Origin of the sequence: Pseudomonas idahonensis (assembly GCF_037903935.1) — a bacterium.
GTDB classification, from domain to species: domain Bacteria; phylum Pseudomonadota; class Gammaproteobacteria; order Pseudomonadales; family Pseudomonadaceae; genus Aquipseudomonas; species Aquipseudomonas danubii.
Genome location: NZ_CP149586.1, coordinates 5806767 through 5825007, shown reverse-complemented (window position 1 = coordinate 5825007; position 18241 = coordinate 5806767). Strand labels below are relative to the sequence as shown.

The 18241-nt window shown below is 58.5% G+C and carries 20 protein-coding genes; 7 read left to right on the top strand and 13 right to left on the bottom strand.

The window, feature by feature from the left end:
* Window positions 1-28: 28 nt before the first annotated feature.
* The 4 genes from WIN67_RS26320 to WIN67_RS26305 are packed head-to-tail and all read right to left on the bottom strand — an operon-like array spanning window position 29 to window position 3775.
* Window positions 29-1000: an ABC transporter ATP-binding protein gene (locus tag WIN67_RS26320; RefSeq protein ID WP_339070246.1), complete on the bottom strand. Its 972-nt coding sequence runs from the start codon at window positions 998-1000 to the stop codon at window positions 29-31.
* The gene (locus WIN67_RS26315; protein ID WP_339070245.1) at window positions 997-1983 is read right to left on the bottom strand and encodes an ABC transporter ATP-binding protein; all 987 of its coding nucleotides are present in this window, start codon (window positions 1981-1983) and stop codon (window positions 997-999) included. The genes WIN67_RS26320 and WIN67_RS26315 overlap by 4 nt, the downstream gene beginning before the upstream one ends.
* Window positions 1980-2831: an ABC transporter permease gene (locus WIN67_RS26310; RefSeq protein WP_339070244.1), complete on the bottom strand. Its 852-nt coding sequence runs from the start codon at window positions 2829-2831 to the stop codon at window positions 1980-1982. Before WIN67_RS26310 ends, WIN67_RS26315 begins: the two co-directional genes overlap by 4 nt.
* Entirely contained in the window at window positions 2828-3775 is a 948-nt protein-coding gene (locus WIN67_RS26305; RefSeq protein ID WP_339070243.1) for an ABC transporter permease, read from the bottom strand. The genes WIN67_RS26310 and WIN67_RS26305 overlap by 4 nt, the downstream gene beginning before the upstream one ends.
* Before the next feature lie 326 nt (window positions 3776-4101).
* On the opposite strand from WIN67_RS26305, the gene WIN67_RS26300 reads away from it, so the two are divergent.
* Both WIN67_RS26300 and WIN67_RS26295 read left to right on the top strand, forming a co-directional pair.
* Window positions 4102-4863, top strand: coding sequence for a LuxR family transcriptional regulator (locus tag WIN67_RS26300; RefSeq protein WP_339070242.1), 762 nt, complete (start codon window positions 4102-4104; stop codon window positions 4861-4863).
* A gap of 89 nt (window positions 4864-4952) precedes the next feature.
* Complete coding sequence (locus tag WIN67_RS26295) at window positions 4953-5855, top strand: proline iminopeptidase-family hydrolase (RefSeq protein WP_339070241.1); 903 nt, start codon at window positions 4953-4955, stop codon at window positions 5853-5855.
* Window positions 5856-5914: 59 nt separating this feature from the next.
* On the opposite strand, the gene WIN67_RS26290 is transcribed toward WIN67_RS26295, so the two are convergent.
* From WIN67_RS26290 to WIN67_RS26280, 3 genes are all read right to left on the bottom strand, one after another.
* Complete coding sequence (locus WIN67_RS26290; RefSeq protein ID WP_102865469.1) at window positions 5915-7213, bottom strand: NAD(P)/FAD-dependent oxidoreductase; 1299 nt, start codon at window positions 7211-7213, stop codon at window positions 5915-5917.
* Window positions 7214-7273: 60 nt separating this feature from the next.
* Complete coding sequence (locus WIN67_RS26285) at window positions 7274-7447, bottom strand: DUF3094 family protein (RefSeq protein WP_043274580.1); 174 nt, start codon at window positions 7445-7447, stop codon at window positions 7274-7276.
* Window positions 7448-7635: 188 nt separating this feature from the next.
* The gene (locus WIN67_RS26280; RefSeq protein ID WP_102882240.1) at window positions 7636-8265 is read right to left on the bottom strand and encodes a DUF1780 domain-containing protein; all 630 of its coding nucleotides are present in this window, start codon (window positions 8263-8265) and stop codon (window positions 7636-7638) included.
* A gap of 145 nt (window positions 8266-8410) precedes the next feature.
* Here WIN67_RS26280 and WIN67_RS26275 point away from each other — a divergent pair, with 145 nt between their 5' ends.
* The 3 genes from WIN67_RS26275 (at window position 8411) to WIN67_RS26265 (ending at window position 9843) form a co-directional block, all read left to right on the top strand.
* On the top strand, window positions 8411-8878 hold the full coding sequence (locus WIN67_RS26275; RefSeq protein ID WP_102882239.1) for an FAD/FMN-containing dehydrogenase: 468 nt from the start codon (window positions 8411-8413) through the stop codon (window positions 8876-8878).
* Window positions 8875-9564, top strand: coding sequence for an energy-coupling factor ABC transporter permease (locus tag WIN67_RS26270; RefSeq protein WP_102882238.1), 690 nt, complete (start codon window positions 8875-8877; stop codon window positions 9562-9564). Before WIN67_RS26275 ends, WIN67_RS26270 begins: the two co-directional genes overlap by 4 nt.
* Window positions 9565-9627: 63 nt before the next feature.
* Complete coding sequence (locus WIN67_RS26265; protein WP_102865473.1) at window positions 9628-9843, top strand: hypothetical protein; 216 nt, start codon at window positions 9628-9630, stop codon at window positions 9841-9843.
* A gap of 19 nt (window positions 9844-9862) precedes the next feature.
* On the opposite strand, the gene yacG is transcribed toward WIN67_RS26265, so the two are convergent.
* Genes yacG through WIN67_RS26245 form a run of 4 tightly spaced genes read right to left on the bottom strand, consistent with a single transcriptional unit; the run spans window position 9863 to window position 12775 of the window.
* Window positions 9863-10066 (bottom strand): DNA gyrase inhibitor YacG, encoded by a 204-nt coding sequence (gene yacG / locus WIN67_RS26260; RefSeq protein ID WP_267268931.1) that lies wholly within the window; start codon window positions 10064-10066, stop codon window positions 9863-9865.
* Window positions 10063-10686, bottom strand: a complete 624-nt coding sequence (coaE, locus tag WIN67_RS26255; RefSeq protein WP_102865475.1) for a dephospho-CoA kinase — start codon at window positions 10684-10686, stop codon at window positions 10063-10065. Before coaE ends, yacG begins: the two co-directional genes overlap by 4 nt.
* Complete coding sequence (locus tag WIN67_RS26250; RefSeq protein WP_339070240.1) at window positions 10683-11555, bottom strand: A24 family peptidase; 873 nt, start codon at window positions 11553-11555, stop codon at window positions 10683-10685. The genes coaE and WIN67_RS26250 overlap by 4 nt, the downstream gene beginning before the upstream one ends.
* Window positions 11556-11557: 2 nt before the next feature.
* Window positions 11558-12775 (bottom strand): type II secretion system F family protein, encoded by a 1218-nt coding sequence (locus WIN67_RS26245; RefSeq protein WP_102882236.1) that lies wholly within the window; start codon window positions 12773-12775, stop codon window positions 11558-11560.
* A 225-nt stretch (window positions 12776-13000) separates the two neighbouring features.
* Between WIN67_RS26245 and WIN67_RS26240 the strand changes: the two genes are divergently transcribed.
* Window positions 13001-13417 carry a pilin gene (locus WIN67_RS26240; RefSeq protein WP_102882235.1) on the top strand — a complete coding sequence of 139 codons (417 nt, stop codon included), beginning with the start codon at window positions 13001-13003 and terminating at the stop codon, window positions 13415-13417.
* 239 nt (window positions 13418-13656) lie between these two features.
* Window positions 13657-14013 (top strand): BON domain-containing protein, encoded by a 357-nt coding sequence (locus tag WIN67_RS26235; protein ID WP_102865479.1) that lies wholly within the window; start codon window positions 13657-13659, stop codon window positions 14011-14013.
* 185 nt (window positions 14014-14198) lie between these two features.
* On the opposite strand, the gene WIN67_RS26230 is transcribed toward WIN67_RS26235, so the two are convergent.
* Both WIN67_RS26230 and WIN67_RS26225 read right to left on the bottom strand, forming a co-directional pair.
* On the bottom strand, window positions 14199-17117 hold the full coding sequence (locus WIN67_RS26230) for a DUF748 domain-containing protein (protein WP_339070239.1): 2919 nt from the start codon (window positions 17115-17117) through the stop codon (window positions 14199-14201).
* Window positions 17118-17222: 105 nt separating this feature from the next.
* Window positions 17223-18239 carry a class I SAM-dependent rRNA methyltransferase gene (locus tag WIN67_RS26225; RefSeq protein ID WP_339070238.1) on the bottom strand — a complete coding sequence of 339 codons (1017 nt, stop codon included), beginning with the start codon at window positions 18237-18239 and terminating at the stop codon, window positions 17223-17225.
* Window positions 18240-18241: the final 2 nt, after the last annotated feature.

The window sequence follows — 18241 nt, the reverse complement described above, 5'->3', positions numbered from 1 at the left end:
GATCAAATTCCCTGTTGATGTGCGTTTTTTAGTTTTTGAACTGCGTTTCTTCTAATATGCAGTTGTAGCGCCGGCTCTTCAGATACCGGGTAGGGGGTTGGGTATTGGCGCAAACGTACTGCGCGTAACTGCAGCGTGAGTGAAAGGCGCAGCCTGCGGGTAGCCGCATCGGGCTAGGCGGCTCGCCTGGTAACGGTTGTGGTAAAGCCTGGCTTGGGTCTAGTTGTGGAATGGCGCTGATCAAGGCGGCCGTGTATGGATGGAGTGGATGATTGAATATGGCCTCCACCGGCCCCTCTTCGATGATCTGTCCCATGTACATAACGGCCACTCGATCGCAGATTCGACGAACGACTGACAGGTCATGGCTGATAAACAGTAGTGTCAAATTGATCTGCTGACGTAACTCCAGTAGCAGGTTAATGATCTGTCCTTGGATAGAGACGTCCAAGGCCGAGATGCACTCATCGGCGACAATTAATCGAGGTTCGACCGCGAGCGCCCGCGCGATTCCCACTCGCTGGCATTGGCCACCACTGAGGGATCTTGGTTTGCGAGAAGCTATCTCCACTGGTAGTCCTACCAGTCTGAGCAACTCTTCCACCCGCTCGGCGATGCACTCTGGGGGCAATCTACGCTGTATTCGTAGGACTTCACTTAGCGTTTCGCCAACACTCAGTCTTGGATTGAGCGCTGTGTATGGGTCTTGGAAAATCATTGCAGTTTCGTGTCGCAGACGTTGAATATCGCGCTTCTTACCAGCAGTAATGTCTGTCCCGTCGAAAACGATCTTTCCTCCACTGGTTTTGTTTAAACACAGAATTGCTTTGCCAAGACTACTTTTGCCACTCCCCGATTCGCCCACCAACCCCAGAATCTCTCCCTGCGCCAGATTCAGGGAGACGCCATTGACGGCTTTCAGCCAACGGCTACGCATTCCTAACCAAGAGGTGCTGGCGGGAAAATGTACGTGCAGTTCTCTAACGTTAAGCAAGCTCAAGGCAAAACTCCTGGCTTGAGTGGGAAGTGGCAGGCGACGAGTTGCTCTGCATGGGATGGCTGCGGTTCCGGTTGTTTGTTGATGCACAGATCCACGGATTGTTGGCAGCGCGGAGCGAATCGACACCCTTGAGCAAGGGCGTCGAAAGAAGGCGGCTGGCCGGGTATTGTTTTCAAGGGGCCATATCCCTTGTTGAATGCTGGCTGGCAGCTAATCAAACCCGCTGTATAAGGGTGCTGTGGAGACCTCAGAACCTCATGTCTTGTGCCTAGCTCACAAAGCCTGCCTGCGTACATCACTGCAATCGAATCACAGGTTTGGGCTACAACTCCCAAGTCGTGGCTGATCAGGATCAGTGACAAGCCTCGTTCATCTCGCAATTTCAGAAGCAGTCGCAGAATTTGTGCCTGGACCGTCACATCCAGAGCGGTAGTCGGTTCGTCGGCAATCAGTATTTTTGGATTGCAGCCTAGGGCTACAGCGATCATTGCCCGTTGTCGCATACCGCCTGAGAATTCATGTGGGTAGTGTTCTGCTCGGGCCCGTGGGTCGGGGATGCCGACCTGTCTCAGCAGGTCGATGGCCAGTGCACGCGCTTCTCGTCTGGTTACTTCATGGTGCAGTTGAATACCTTCACTGATTTGTTCGCCGATGCGCATCAGTGGGTCGAGATGATTTGTGGGGTTTTGGAACACCATGCCTAACTGGCGACCTCGTACTGTGCGTATTTCATCCTCGCTCAGTTGCAGTAGGTCGGTATCGCCAAGTTTCACGGCGCGCCCCTGAATATGCAGGTTGTGCGCTGGCAACAGGCGCATAAGGGCGCGACAGGCGAGGGTCTTGCCGCTGCCGCTTTCGCCTACGAGGCCAAGTATTTCTCCTTCCGCGAGTGTGAATGAGAGGCTGTCCACTAAAGTGGTCTCACGCTCTGCCGAGCGTGCAATAACGCTAAGTTCGTCGACTTGCAGGAGAGGGGACTTCACGAGCGCTTTCCGAGTATGCCGGCGATGCCATCGGCAATCAGACTGAAACCCATTGCCAAGGAGATGATCGCCAACCCTGGAAATGTGCAGATCCACCAGGCTGAAGTAATAAAACTCTGGCCTTCGGCGATCATTGTTCCCCACTCAGCAGTAGGTGGCTGAACACCAAGGCCGAGATAACTGACGGCCGCACCGTTGAGGAGGATTAGTACTGCGTCGGACATGAAGAACACAATGGAACTGAAAAGCGCATTGGGTAGCAGATGACGGAACAGGATTCTCATGTGGTTGAACCCCAGGCTTTTCGCTGCCAATGCGAAGTCGCTTTTCTTGAGAACCAGAATTTGTGAGCGCGTCAGGCGGGCGTAGGAGACCCATCCCACTAACGCAATGGCAATGTAGAAACTGCCAAGTCCGGGACCGATCAGCATCATGATCGCCAGCATCAGCACCAGAAAGGGAAAAGCCAGGATGATATCGATCAGGCGCATGCACAGGGTGTCGAAGTACCCACCTATGTAGCCTGATAAAGCTCCTACTGAGGTACCAATTAGAAATGGCAGGATGACGCCTAGCAGCGAAAGCTGAAGGTCTACCCGAGCTCCCCAGATGACTCGGGAAAGGATGTCGCGCCCGAAGTTGTCGGTACCAAACAGGTGGGCGAGGCTTGGGGCGTTTAAACGCAACTCGATATTGTGCTCAAGCGGGTCGAACGGTGCTGCCCATGGCGCCAGTATTGCCAGCAAGAGCCAGGAACAAAGAATGGCCAATCCTAGAGTCAGATTCAGTTGGCCCCTATTGGCCCCCAGGTGTTGTCGCTCATTTGCAACCGTAGTGATGCTGCTCATTGGACTTTGACTCTTGGGTCGATTGCGACTGTCAGGAGGTCGGCAAGGAAGTTCACAGCCACTGTTGAGCAGGCCAGTACCATCGTTACCCCCTGTACCACCATGTAATCGCGGGTGAATATCCCGCGTACCAGCAACTGACCCACGCCTGGGATTGCGAACAAACTTTCAATCACGACGGTACCGCTGATCAGCCAGCCAACGTTCACGGCTAGCAGGTTTACGGTGGGGATCAATGCATTGGGCAAGACATGGCGACGAAAGATGACTCTCTCATCGAGGCCTCGTGCTCGGGCTGCAGCGATATGCTCGGCTTGCATTTCATCAATGAGGCTTGCACGCAGATTTCGAATCAGCAATGACGACAACGCTAGAGCAACAGTCAAGCAAGGGAGTACTAAATGGTGCAGTTTTTCTAGCCATGTACGGCCGTAACCGGATACCGGGAATAGGCCACATTGCACGCTGAACAATAGAATCAGCATGATTCCCAACCAGAATGCTGGCATGCCCAGACCCGCGGTGCTCAGCAACCGGATCAATCGATCAAGCCAGCCACCTTGATTGCGTGCTGCCAAAATGGCCAGAGGTAGTGCAATCAATAACGCCAGCATTACGCTCCCCGAAACGAGCAGTAGCGTAGGCTCAATGCGGGTACTTATGAGCTTCAGCGTATCGATTTTGTACAGCAAGGATTGGCCTAGTTCGCCATTGAAAAGATTCTTCAGGAAATAGAGATACTGTTGCCATAGAGACTGATCAAGACCGTACTGGGTTCTGATTTTCACCAAGGCATCTGGGGTGCTGCGGCTGCCCAACAGAATTCGGGCTGGATCTCCTGGAATCGAACGTACCATCACAAAAGTCGTCAGGCTGATACCGAAGAGCACTGGCAGTAATTGCAAAGGACGGGAAAGTACAAAGCGGTATCGTCTGAGGCTCATGATCCAGCCCCAAGGGTGTTGTAGATAAACACGTGGTGTCTGGAAGAGCGTGGGCTTTTTTGTAGGCGGGGAGAGTTATTGGCCGGAGCTGGGAGGGAATTCAACACCTTGGAGGCACTGGCCACCTGATCTGGTCGCAGGGCCGTCGCCATTTCCTGCTGCATCACTAACATCCTGTCAGTTGCTACTTGATGAACAAACTTAATGAGGGCGCAGCGTCGCCGTAAGCTAGCAAATCTTATAGGTTCGCTCTGGCTGTCCCTCGCCGAGGCATGGCATTCTACTCATTGGTTGTCAAGAAAGAAAACCACGAGGGAGCTGAAGGGATGCAGATCAAGCTGTCTGAGTACAAGGGCTGTCTTTCAGATGGAGGGAATCTGGAGGCGCAGTTGGATGAGGCTATGCTGCTGGCCTCCAATTTGGGCTTTGATGCGTTGGTATACGACTACAGTCCAGTGCCATTTGATCATGATGGATTGCTGATTACGCCGGAGGTGCTTCTGCGTAAGACACCTGCAGAATGGCAGGAGCTCTGGTGCAATGAGGGCTATTATCAGATTGACCCAGTCCAGCAAGTGGCACTCAACTCTATTTCGCCTTTCCTTTGGTCCTATCAACCAGAGGCAGAGACAGTCCTGAAAGAAGTCATCGGCTTACGCCATGCACCGGTGGTGAGCTACTTGCAAAATGCTCAGATGGCTCATGGAGTCTCAGTCCCCATCCATCTCCCGAAAGGCGGTTTTGCCAGCCTTGCGGGGTTACGGTCCGGTGGAACTCAGAGCGCACTCAAGGATATGCGTCATGTTCTCGGGGAGTTCAGTCTGATTGCCTATGCCCTGCAAGAAGCGGCCTATCCAGTATTGAGTCAGAAGGAAGGACAACACTCATCGACACCTCTGACCAAACGCGAACGCGAGTGCATGAAGTGGGCTGCAGAGGGTTTCACCGCTTTAGAAATAGCTGCTCGATTACACCGGTCTGTTGCAACCGTGACTCTTCATTTGAACTCTGCCATGCATAAATTGGGCGCTAGGAACCGGGTCCAAGCCGTTGCCCGAGCGGTTCATTACCGATTATTGGATAGCTGAGGTGATGTAAAACCTATCTTTTCTTCTAGTTACATTGACCTTCCCCCGCCGATACTCTGTGTCGTGTGTAATACAGGGAGTGGCACATAATGGACTCGAATAAGATAACGCTCGAAGGCTATGCCTCCTTTGGTGCTTATAGAACTTGGTATCGCGTTACCGGTGATTTACGCAATGGCAATACGCCCTTGGTGATTCTGCATGGTGGTCCAGGTTGCACCTATGATTATGTAGATACCTTCAAGGATGTAGCTGCCAGTGGCCGCGCGGTCATTCACTATGATCAGATCGGTAATGGCTTTTCTACTCACCTGCCAGATAAACCCCCTTCATTCTGGACAGTGGAACTTTTTCTTGAGGAGTTGGACAACCTTCTGGATCACCTTGGTATTAGCGATAACTATGCATTGCTGGGGCAATCTTGGGGGGGGATGCTGGCCAGTGAGCATGCGGTGTTGCGCCCCGCAGGTTTGCGGGCACTGATTATCGCCAACTCTCCGGCCGATATGCGGACTTGGGTTGCGGAGGCTAATCGCTTGCGTGAAGCCTTACCTGAGGAGGTGCAGCGAACTCTGCTGCGCCATGAGCGCGCGGGGACAACAGACTCCGTAGAGTATGTTGCAGCCTCGCGAGTCTTTTATGATCGCCATGTCTGTCGTATCAAGCCCTGGCCTGATGATGTTGCTCGTACCTTCGCTAAGGTTGACGCCAATCCCACGGTTTATCGCGCCATGAATGGCCCCAATGAGTTCCATATCGTTGCTAGCCTGAAGGACTGGACCATCGTCGAACGCTTGAAACACATTAACGTACCGACGCTATTGATCTCCGGCCGTTACGACGAGGCTACGCCGACAGTGGTCAAGCCCTATCTGGAACAGATTCCCAACATCCGCTGGGCCTTGTTCGAAAACTCCAGCCACATGCCCCACGTCGAAGAACGGGTTGCTTGCATGGGGACCGTGGTGAGTTTTCTCGATGAGTGCCTTTAGGCGGACCGGTTTGTCCGGTTGCCCCACTACCTTGCGTAGCGGGGCGTACTTTCAGGCGCTTAGTGCAACTTCAAGCGTGGGTCGGTGCCTCGTCCAATCCGGCTGCCGAGCATCAGCATCGCCGTGCGGAACACTCCGTACAGGGCCATTTGGTGCATGCGATACAGCGAGATGTAGAACATCCTCGCCAGCCAGCCTTCGAGCATCACGCTGCCGGTGAGATTGCCCATCAGGTTGCCCACCGCCGAGAAGCGCGAGAGCGAGATCAGCGAACCGTAGTCGGTGTACTTGTAGGTCGGTAGGTCTTTGCCTTCGATACGCAGTTTCAGCGATTTGGCCAGCAGTGAGGCTTGTTGGTGCGCAGCCTGGGCCCGTGGCGGTACGTTGCGGTCGCTGCCGGGTTGAGGGCAGGCGGCGCAGTCGCCGAAGGCAAAGATGTTCTCGTCACGGGTGGTCTGCAGGGTTGGCAGCACCTGGAGCTGATTGATGCGGTTGGTTTCCAGGCCGTCGATGTCCTTGAGGAAACCCGGCGCGCGGATGCCGGCAGCCCACACCTTGAGGCTGGCGGGAATGGTCTGGCCATCAGCGGTGATCAGACTGTCGGCGGTCACCTCACTGACTGAAGCGTTGGTCAGCACTTTGACCCCGAGTTTCTCCAGGGTCTTGTGCACCGGCCCGCTGATGCGCTCAGGCAGGGCCGGCAGCACCCGTGGCCCGGCTTCGATCAGGGTGATGTGCATGTTTTCCGGGAGGATCCGATCCAGGCCGTAGGCGGCCAGTTCATGGGCGGCGTTGTGCAGTTCCGCTGCCAGTTCCACACCGGTGGCACCGGCGCCGACGATGGCCACGCTGATCTGTTCCACGGCATCTGTCTGCCCGGCGTGGGCCCGCAGGTAGTGATTGAGCAGTTGCTGGTGGAAGCGTTCGGCCTGTTTGCGGGTGTCGAGGAACAGGCAATGCTGGGCGGCGCCCTGGGTGCCGAAGTCGTTGGTGGTACTGCCCACGGCGATCACCAGGGTGTCGTAGCCCAGTTCACGGGCCGGCAACAGTTCTGTGCCTTCCTCGTCATAGGTGGCAGCCAACTGGATCTTTTTCTGTTGACGATCGAGCCCGCTCATACGGCCCAGCTGGAACTCGAAGTGGTTCCATTTTGCTTGGGCAACGTAGTTGAGTTCGTCTTCGGAGGAGTTCAGTGAGCCGGCGGCCACTTCGTGCAGCAGGGGTTTCCATATATGGGTCAGGTTGGCGTCCACCAGCATCACACTGGCGGTGCCGCGCTTGCCCAGGGTCTTACCCAGGCGGGTCGCCAACTCCAGGCCGCCGGCGCCGCCGCCAACGATGACAATACGATGAGTCATGGGGATATCTCGCAAGGCTAAAAGAAATCGGTGCAGTCAACCGAGCGAGCGCGATGCAGCTCATAGCGTCAGGTAACTGATAAAACGGCTCAACAGGCCCAGGGCGACCGTCACCACGACCACCACCACAAGGAGCATCCACGGCCGAAAGGGCCGGCGCTCGACTCGGTGCTGGGGCAGTTGCAGGTATTCTTCGACATGGCGTTGGTCGTCGGGGTTCAGGCGGCTGCTCATAAAGGGCCTCGTCAGGTAGACGTCGCAACACAGGGGAATGTTACAGCGCGATGCAATCGAGCATTTACCGAGCATAGCCGCTGCGCGTGGGGGCTCGATGACGAAGTCCCGGCGTTGGCAGGCAAGAGCGCTTTTTTACCATTGCCCGGGATATTGCGCCATGCCCAGGCGAGGCGGATTGACGGACTTTACAAACTGATGCCGACGTCGAAAACGATACTGCGGCCCAGGTTGCTACGCAGGAACTCCGGCGCATCCGGATGGGCGAACAGCACCCGGGCGAAGGTCGGTCCCACCAGGGACAGCGAGCGCCAGCCCTGGCGCAGGTACTCGGTGGGGGGCGGGAAGTGGCTGTTCAGATCCAGCACTTCACGTTTCAGGGCGGCGAAGGCGATGATGTCCAGCTCCCCGAGGTTCATCCCACGCTCCTTGTAGTTGTGGGCCTTCTTGCGCAGGGTCGGCCCCAGGCGCAGCAACAGTTCGTTAGCCGGGATGCGCTTGGGCTTGGCTTCGCGTCGTACCAGTTGGCTCAGGGAAAATGCGCTGCGCCGGCGTTGCAGTTCGTCGCGCCATTCATCATTGAGTCGGCGGCCTTCATCAAGGACGAAGAACACCTCGAAGCTGGCCTCGCGAAACAGCACATCCGGCGGTTCCTGCCCGGCGGCGCTGAATTCGTCGTTGCGATAGGGAATATTCAGGCCTTGCAGCAGGCGCTGGCAGACCCAACGCTCACGCTCCCATTTGCGGGCATTGGACAGAAACGCGTTGGCTTGTTCGGCCTGAATGGTGAGCAGGCGCAAAAAATCTGAGTCATCCATATCCCCAAGCTTAGCGCTCAAATATGACCTTAAAAACCACGTTTCTCGAAAAACCTCTGCACCCGGTGCCTGGCGGTGCTTGCTCGAGCCTGCCCAGGGGCGGTGTAGACTGTTTCCCGTCCTACCCCTCGATAAGGAGTGTGCAGTGAAACGCTGGTCAATTCTGTTGCTGGGCCTGTTGCCCCTGTGGGCCCAGGCCCTTGAAATCGGTGAGCGTCTGGCACCCTGGACCTTGCTGGATCAGTTCGATCAAGCCTACAGCCTCGATTCACAGGCGCAGATCCTGCTGGTGGCGCGCGGTATGGACGCGGCCAAGGTGGTGAACGGGGCGCTCAAGGACAAGCCCAAGGATTATCTGCAGGCGCGTCACGGGGTGTTTGTCGCGGATATCCAGCGCATGCCGGCGCTGATCGCCAAGATGTTCGCAGTTCCGGCCATGCGTGATTATCCCTACCGGGTGATGCTCGACCGCGAAGGGCGTGTGGCCTCTCGTTACCCTGCCGCCGAGGACAAGGTCTTGTGGCTGCAGTTGCAGGACGGCCAACTGGTGTCTCGGCAGGAATTCACCACCGTCGAGCAACTGAAGACTGCGCTGGAGAAAGCCCGGCCATGATCAGCGCGGCGCTGCTGTCACCGGCAAGCCTGAGCATCGGCTGGCTGCTGTATGTGCCGGTTCTGATCTGGGCGGTGTGGCGGGCGCCCTGGGTCGAGCTGTTCACCGACAGTCGCCGTCAGCATCTACTGTTCGGAACGGTGTTTGCGTTGTTTCTGCTGTGGTTGGTGCGCCGGGATTTCGATACTGGAGTGTCTTATCACTTCATCGGCATGACGGCGGTGACCTTACTGCTGGATTGGCCACTGGCGATTGTCGGTGGCCTGATTGCGCAGCTGGGCTTGCTGGCACTGGGGCGGCAGGAGCTGGCGGCACTGGGGGTCAATGGCGCCTTGCTGATCCTGTTGCCGGTGGCGGTAACCGAGGCCTGTGCCGGTCTGGTGGAGCGGGCTCAACCGCGCAATCCCTTCGTCTATATCTTCTGCTCCGGATTCTTCGCCGCGGCCCTGTCGGCGCTGTTGTGCCTGCTTTGTGGCCTGGGGCTCTTGTGGCTTGATGGGCGTTTCGCCATGCCCGAATGGCTGGAGGATTTTGTCGGCTACCTGTGGCTGATCATCTTTCCCGAGGCATTTATCAACGGCATGGTGATCAGCGCCTTGGTGGTGTTCTGCCCGGAATGGCTGGAAACCTTCAATCGCACCCGCTACCTCAGTGCGCCCTGGAAGGATGAGGACCCGCGCCCTTGATCCATATCAACTCCGAGCCTGGGGCCGCGCTGCATGCTCGGCAAAAATCTCAGGAGTGCGGTCATGAGCGTCTATCAGTGGGCCCGGCAAGAAGTGCGCGACAGTTTGCACAGTGCCCAGCAGGAAGGGTTTGAACCGGGTTTGAGCCTGCGGGCGCTGCTCAGCGCGGTGGTGCAGCAGAGCAAGGGCGTACGTAGCATCGAGGATCTGGCTGACGAGTTGCAGTTCCTCGCGGAGAACCTCGACGACGATCAGGACTACAGCTTCATGCGGCCCTGATCGGCGTCGGTTCGAGCACTCAGTGAGCGCGGGGCGGCAGTTCTTCCGAGAACAGTTCGTCCTCGGCATCCGGGCTCACTGGAATCTTGTGTTCCTCGGCGGCCCAGGCCCCCAGGTCGATCAATTTGCAACGGTCGGAACAGAACGGCCGGTTGGTGTTGGTCGCGATCCATTCCACGGGGGCGCCACAGGTTGGGCATTCGACGGTCAGGGGTTGGCTCATGACTGGCCTCCACGCAAAGTTAGGTAAAAGTGATGCAGGCGTTCGACCTCGCTGCGCAACCAGGCGTGATCGCGGTCGTTGACCAGCACATCGTCGGCGTGACGCAGGCGCTCCTCGCGGCTGGCCTGGGCCTGGAGAATCGCCTGGACCTGCTGTTCGCTGATCTGGTCGCGCTGCAAGGTGCGTTCGATCTGCAATTGTTGCGGCACATCGATCACCAGAATCCGTTGGGTCATCCGGAACTGGCCTGACTCGATCAGCAGTGGCGACACCAGGATCGCGTAAGGCGATTCTGCACGGGCCAGATGGCTGACGATCTCCTCGGCAATCAGCGGGTGCAATAGCGCCTCCAGCCAGCGACGCTGTTCGGGGACTTCGAAGATCAGCTTGCGCAGTGCCGCGCGATCCAGTTGGCCGTCGGCCTGCAGCACGCTGTCACCAAAGTGCTGGGCAATCTGTTCCAAGGCCGGGCGGCCCGGTTCCACCACCCAGCGAGCGGCGTGATCGGCATCGATCACATGCACTCCCAGGTCGATGAAGTGCTGGGCGGCAGCGCTTTTGCCGCTGCCGATGCCGCCGGTGAGGCCGAGGGTCCAGGGTGTGTTTACGGAGCGAGTCATTGGAAACCGACAAACTGCAAATAGAAGTCGGTCATTTGACCACCCCAGAGCAAGGCAATCCAGCCGGCAATGGCCAGAAAGGGGCCGAAGGGGATGGGCGTCGAGGTCTTGGCCCGGTTCAGGCGCAGCATGACAGTGCCGAGAATCGCCCCCACCAGCGAGGACAGGAGCAAGGTCAGCGGCAGGATCTGCCAGCCGCCCCAGGCGCCAAGCATCGCTAGCAGCTTGAAGTCGCCGTGGCCCATGCCGTCCTTGCCGGTCAGCAATTTGAACAGCCAGAACACTGACCACAGGCACAGATAGCCGAGTACCGCGCCCCACAGGGCATCCTCCAGGCTCGCCAGTACCTCGAAGCTATTGGCAATCAGTCCCAGCCACAGCAGTGGCAACACCAGCACGTCTGGCAGCAGTTGGTGATCGGCATCGATCAGGCTCATGGCCAGTAACCCCCAACTGAGGATCAGCAGCAGGCCTGCGGGCCAGCCAAAACCGAAGTGCCAGGCGACGTACGCCGAGATCAGCCCGCAAGCCAGTTCGGTTAGTGGGTAGCGCGGGCTGATGGCGGTCCTGCAGTGGGCGCAACGGCCCCGCAGCCACAGATAGCTGAGCAGGGGAATGTTTTCCCAGGGGCGGATCGGTTGTGTGCAATGGGGGCATTGGGAGTGGGGCAGCAGCAGGTTGTAGGGCGCCGCTACAGGCTCCGGGGGCAGTCCCAGCACTTCGTGGGCTTGAGCCCGCCAATCGCGTTCAAGCATTTTCGGCAGGCGCCACACCAGCACGTTCAGAAAGCTGCCTACGAGCAGCCCCAGTACCAGGGCCGCAGTCACGAAGGCCAGGGGGTAAAGGGTCATGGCTTCAGTCAAGGACATGTTCAGATCGCTGTGCCGAGTTGAAAGATGGGCAGGTACATGGCAACCACCAGGGCGCCGACGATACTGCCCAGGATGACCATGATCAACGGCTCCATGAGGCTGGTCAGGCTGTCGACCAGGTGGTCCACCTCGACCTCATAATGCGCTGCGACTTTTTCCAGCAGATGATCCAGCATTCCGGATTCTTCACCGATGGCGGTCATCTGGATCGCCATAGTAGGGAAGACGCCGCTGGCGCGCATGGCAAAGTTCAGTTGCATGCCACTGGCCACCTGTTGGCGGATGCGTTCCACCGCTTGCCTGAAGACCTTGTTGCCGCTGGCTCCGGCCACTGAATCCAGGGCCTGGACCAGAGGCACGCCAGCCGCGAAGGTGGTGGCCAGCGTACGGGCGTAGCGGGCCACTGCGGCCTTGTACAGCAGCGGGCCGGCCAAGGGCAGGCGTAGCAGTCCCTGATCCACACTGTCCCGCAGGCGCTCTGAGCGCCGATAAGCCTGCCTGATCCCTACCCCCATCAGCAGGCCGGCGCTGAGCAACCATCCGCCGTGGTTCTGGATGACATGGGAAAGGGTGATGACCCATTGGGTCAGTAGCGGCAATTGGGCGTTGAACCCGGCGAACAGGCTCTGGAACTGGGGAACCACCTTGATCAGCAGGATGCTGCTGACCAGGACGGCCACGCCGATCACCGCCACGGGATAGACCATGGCCTTTTTTACCCGGGCCTTGAGGTTCTCGCTTTTTTCCCTATGGGTGGCGACCCGTTCCAGCAGGGTATCCAGGGCGCCGGACTGTTCGCCGGCCTCCACCAGATTGCAGTACAGCTCGTCAAAGTGGCGCGGATGTCGGCGCAGCGCCGTGGCCAGGCTGGAGCCTGCCTCGATGTCGCGTTTGAGGCTGGCCAGCAGTTGGCGCATCAATGGCTGGACGAAGCTCTCGGCAATGATTTCGAAGGCTTGCAGCAGTGGCACTCCGGCCTGCATCAGGGTTGCCAGTTGCCGGGTGAACAGGGCGATCTCCCGTGCCTTGATTCGTTGGCCCGATCGGAGCCAGGCCCTGGGCTTGCGGCGTACCCGGGTTGGAGTGATGCCTTGCCTGCGCAGCTGAGCTCGGATCAGCGCCGGGTTTGCAGCGCTCAGCTCGCCGGCCAACTTGTGGCCCTGGCCGTCGGTGCCTTGCCAGAGATAGACGCTGGCCACAGGTGCTTTTACCGCCATGGTTCAATCCTTGATGCAGGGGTGAGCTTCTTGAAGCCTAGCCGCCGGGCACCTGACGCATAGGGGCGCTAGATGACGAAATTTGTCAGTTTGTGCAACTCCTCGTACTCAAGGCCATGGGCTATCAGCGCTGCAGGCCTTGAATTCCGTGGGGCTAACCTTGGCACAGGGCGTGCTTCAAGCCTTGCTGATTACCCACGGAGCATTCTTGCCAGGAGGCAACTCATGAAACATCAATCCGCTTTTACCCTGATCGAATTGCTGGTGGTGGTGGCCATCATCGGCATTCTCGCCACAGTGGCGATGCCGCTGTATTCCAAGTACCAGGTGCGGGCCAAGATGATGGCCGCGTTGGCCGAGGCGTCGGCGCTGAAGGTCAATATCGAGGACCTGCTTAATCAGGGAATCGACCCGACTCTGGCCCTCGCCGGTGGCACGCCCTTGACGTTGAACTGCCGAATGAGCGCCGAGGGCACTGCCGCCACCGGTGAAGGCAGTATCGGCTGTACCCTCCTCAATGCTCCGGGGGCGGTGTTGAACAAGACTCTGGTACTGAGCCGTTCGCCAGCTTCGGGATGGACGTGCAACACCACAGTGGAGGCCGACTATGCGCCCAAGGGCTGTGCCGCGCACGACACCTGAGTCCTGGCAGGCTGTTGGGGGTGGGCTTGATGAGCTGCGTCGAAAAAAGCCGCAACTTGCATGCAGATTGTTGGGTGGTCATGCATTTTGCATGATGCTGATTCTTCGCGTTATCTATAACTTATTGTTTTTTATGAGTTTTTTATGTGGTCTGGACTTGGCACAGCACCTGCAATATCCCTCATAACCCTGTTGCCAGGACACGGCGCAGGCTTTCTAAAAGAACAGGAGTTACTCGTATGAAGAAGTTCGCTATCGCTGCTGCAACTGCTACCGCTCTGACCCTGACCATGTCCAACGCAGCATTTGCGCAGACCACTCAAAGCACCCAGTCGCCTATGGTCGTGGCTGCCGGTGAAGTGACCAAGGCCAAAGAGGCCACCTCCGATACCTGGATCACCACCAAAGTGAAAAGCGATCTGGTAACCGAGAAAGGCATTCCTGGCACCGACATCAAGGTTGAAACCAACAAGGGCGTCGTCTCGCTGTCGTCCACTGTTGCCATTACCGAGGCGCAGAAAGCCACAGCCGTGGCAATCACCAAGAAAATCAAAGGCGTTCAAGCGGTCTCTGCCGACGGCCTGAAAGCCGAGTAAGACCCCAAGCTTCTCGCCTGGACAGGGAGAGGGGGCGGTAGACGAGCCAAGCGATACGTCTGCCGCTTCTTTCAAAGGTTCATGCGGAAGATCACAAGGATGTGATCATTACAGGCCCCGGCACTTTGTGTCGGGGCCTGTTCTATTGGGCGGGGAAGTGGCGCTGCTTGAGGCCGGCGGGAGCCTTACTCGCTGTCCAGGTGCAGCGGAGTGATCACCTTGCCGTCGCTTTCGGCCTGGCCGAGGTTGGCATCGATGAAGTAGACCCGGTCATCGGCCAATTGGCCCTTGTCCACCAGGAAGTCCTTGATGCTGCTGGCCCGTTCCTGGCCCAGTTGGCGCAGCAACACGTCGCTGCCGCTCCAGAACTTGATCAGCCCCTCACGCAGTTTGGCACTGCGCTCGTCGCGGCTGAGCTGGGTCCATTCGGCCGGAGGTTGCTGTTTCAGGCGGGTGCGGTAGATGCCTTCCAGCAATGGCGCTTTCTCGCCCTCGGGAACCTGCAGCAAGGACGCCTGGGCCGGCACCTTGTCGCCGCGCCGTTGCAGGATTTTGTAGTAGTTGTACTGGTACTCGCGCTCCAGACGCTGTTCGGCGATCAGCGGACCATCGCTGCTCTGGGCGCTGGTGCCTTCGATCTCCAGGCGCAAGGTCGGACGCTCCTTGAGGGCCTTGGCCAGGGTGGTGAGGGCTGACTCGGACTCTTTGCTCAGTTCGCTGGAGCCAGGAGCGAAAGACACACTGCTCAGGTCTTCAGAGTCGCCGCCGGTGACCAGGCCGCCAATGAACTTGAAGGGGGCCTGGGCGGCTCGCAGCACCAGGTTGCGCAGGGTCTGCCAGACGATTGGCATCACGCTGAACTGTGGGTTGTTGAGGTCGCCGGAAATTGGCAACTCGATGGAAATCTTGCCGTCGGTGTCTTTCAGCAGGGCTACGGCCAGGCGAATCGGCAGGTCCACGGCGTCTGGGCTGTCGACCTTTTCACCCAGTTGCAGCTGTTCGACCACCAGTTTGTTCTCGGCCTTGAGCTGGCCCTTGGTGATCATGTAGTGCAAGTCGAGGTTGAGTCGGCCCTTGCGAATACGAAAACCGGCGAACTTTCCGGAATAGGGCGTCAGGGTGGTCAACTCCACTCGCTTGAAGCTGGTGGCGATGTCCAGTGCGGCCATTGGATCGAAGGGGTTGACGCTGCCCTTGATGGTCACTGGAGCGTAACGGTCGACCTTGCCCTTGACGTCCACCTCCGCCGGCTTGGCCTGGCGGCTGTCGATGGTGCCGATATGCCCGTTGAGTTGCTGGACTGCCGTGGCGAAGTTTGGTGTCAGGCTCAGGTCGGCGAAGTTGGCCGAACCATCGTTGATGGCGATTTTACCAATGTGAATACCCAGTGGCTTGCTGGAACTTGGGGCGGGCTTGCCCGAGGATTTGCTGCCGCCGCCTGCGGGTTGTGGAATCAGCAGGTCGTCGATATTGGTGGTGCGGTCATCGTTGATGATGAAGCGCGCATAAGGCTGCATCAGGTTGACCTGGCTGATGGTCAGGCTGTCACCGTGCTGATAGTTCAGGCCCTCCACCACCACTTGTTTCCACTTCACGAAGTCGCGGGTCTTGAGGGTGTCCAGGGTGTGCAACTGATCCACTTCGGCCCGGCCGGTGATGCTGAAGGTCAACGGTTCGACTTTCTTCAGGTCCACTGCCAGGTCGCTGCCGAGCATGCCGCTGCGCAGTTCCAGGCGAATGAACGGGCTGATGTAGGACTGGGCGACCCGCAGGTCGATGTCCTTGGTCTGCACCTTGAGCTTGGCGGTGATGGGGTTGAGGTTGACTTCGCCGCTGGCGCTGACCTTGCCTTGTTTACCCAGGCCGGTATCGAGCTTTAGGGTGAAAGGCGACTGGTTGAGGCTGTCGAAGTTTTTCAGATCCAGGTTCAGCGGGCCAACGTCCAGCGCCACGGCCGGTTTGGCTTGGCGGTCGGCCAGGTGCACCTGATAGTTGCGCAGTTCCACATCCTTGAGCAGTACCTGCCAGGGCTTGCTGGGGACTGCGGGTTCCTTGGTGGTATCGGCTGTGGCTGGCTGAGGCTTGGCTGCCGGCTTGGCGGGTTGGCTGGCGAAGAGCTTTTGCCAGTCCAGTTGGCCATCGGCTTCAAGGGCGGCCCAGGTCTCCAGTTTCTGGCTGCGGATCTTGCCGACTATGACGTGCTGCTTGGCCAGGTCCACCGTCGCTTCGCTGATGTCCAGGCGCTCCAGGCGCGCCAGCGGGCGACCGTCCGGGGCTTTGATGGCGAATGGCGCAACGCTGATGGAGGTGTTGTCCAGCAGCAGTTCGGTTTCCTTGGTCAGGCTGAATTTATAGTGGGTGCTGAGGTTGACCACGCCGTCTTCCAGCACCAGCGGCACGGCGTCACGTACATAGGGCCACCAGGCTTTCATCTTGCCGTCGGTGACTTTCAAGGTGCCTTCGGAAGCCAGCGGGGTCACGCTGAAGTTGCCGCTCCAGTCGATCTGTCCGCCTTCCGGGCCGGTGGCCACCAGGGTCATGTCGGCGCTGTCATCCGGCAGGGTGCTGAGGTTCTTCAGTTCAAAGTCGAGCTTGTTGTAGAGAAATACGATGGGCTCGCTGGGGCGCAGGTCCTTGAAGTGCAGATAGCCGCCCGCCAGCTTGATGCGTTCAATGCGAACGGGAAACGGCTTGGCGTCGGGATCGCTCGGGGTCGGTTCGCTGGCAGGCAGCTTGAACAGGGCCAGGAGGTTGAGCTTGCCTTCCTTGTCGAAGAGGATCTCGGTCTTGGGCTGGTCCAGTTCGACGTCCGCCAGATGCAGAGCGCGTTTCCACAGACTGTCCAATTGCAGATTGGCGTAGAGGCGCTGGAAGGCAATCTGTTCCTTGCCCGGTTCGCCGACGCTCAGGCCCCAGAGGGTCAGTTCCAGGCTGAAGGGGTTGAGTTCGATACGCTGGATATGGGCCGGGGTCGTGGCGTAGTTGGCCAGTTGCTGGTTGGCCACCCGCAAGGCGATGCCCGGCAAAATCAGAAAGCCCAGCAGACTGTAAAGGGCGAGAGCGGTCAACAAGGCGCAGAGAGCGCGAATCAATCCTTTGGTCATGCGAGGCTTCATCTATCTGGATCGGAAGTGCCTTGGAGTATGGCACGCGTTTACGGTTCCGAAACCATCACAGTCTTCAGGATTGTTCAGATTTTTTGCCCCTGATCAAAGTTGCAGGATCAGTGTTTTCAGCGGCGGTTGTCCGTCCTGGGAAGGGAAGTCCGCAGCAGGGGCAAGGACCTGGCAATCGCGTACTGGCCGCCCGGCTTTCTCGGCGCAGCGCAGCACTTGTTCTCGCCAGTCCTGCAACGACACCTTGGCCAGGTTGTTACAGCAGATCAGCACACCCTCTTCGGCAGTGGCCAGCAGCGCCGGCTTCAGCAGGCTCTGATAATCGCGCAGCAGGTCGACGGTGCCGAAGGCACTCTTGGCCCAGGCCGGAGGGTCCAGCAAGACCAGATCGTATTGGCGTTGTTCAAGACGTGGGTAGCTGGGGAGCTTCTGTCCACGTCGCTGACTGATGGGCAGGCCCGCCAGTTGGCGGATTGCTGGGAAGTAGTCCGACTGCACGAACTGCATGGCGGGTAGCTGCGGGTTGAGCTGGCCGTTTTCCCGGCCTACCGCCAGGTTGCCTTCGGCGAAGTCCAGGTTGAGGACCTCCCGGGCGCCTCCGGCCGCAGCGCAGAGGCCGACACCGCAGGTATAGGCGAAGAGATTGAGCACGCTTTTCCCGGCGCTGTGCTGCTTGACCCAGCCGCGAGCGTTGCGCAGGTCGAGAAACAGCAACGGGTCCTGCCCGGCATGACGGCCACGGACACGATAATTCAACCCCCATTCATGGCCGACCAGATCCTCCAGGGCACGGTCGTCGGCGCGGTATACCGAGTCTTCACGGTCGATACGCGAGTTGCCGCGGGAGCGATCGTTGTAGACCAGCAGGGTCGACAGGTTCAGCTGTTGATTGATGGTTTCGTGCAATTGCAGCAGGGCATCGCGTTCCAGCGTTTGGTGAAAGCTCTGTACCAGCAACTGCGGCCCATAACGGTCGACGGTCAGGCCACCGGCGCCTTCCTGGCTGCCGTGGAACAGGCGATAGCAGTCGGTGCCTTGCTGGTGCAGTTCGGCGAGCAGGTCTTGACGGTGATCGAGGGCGGCGCGCAGCGCCTGATTCAAGGAAGACATGC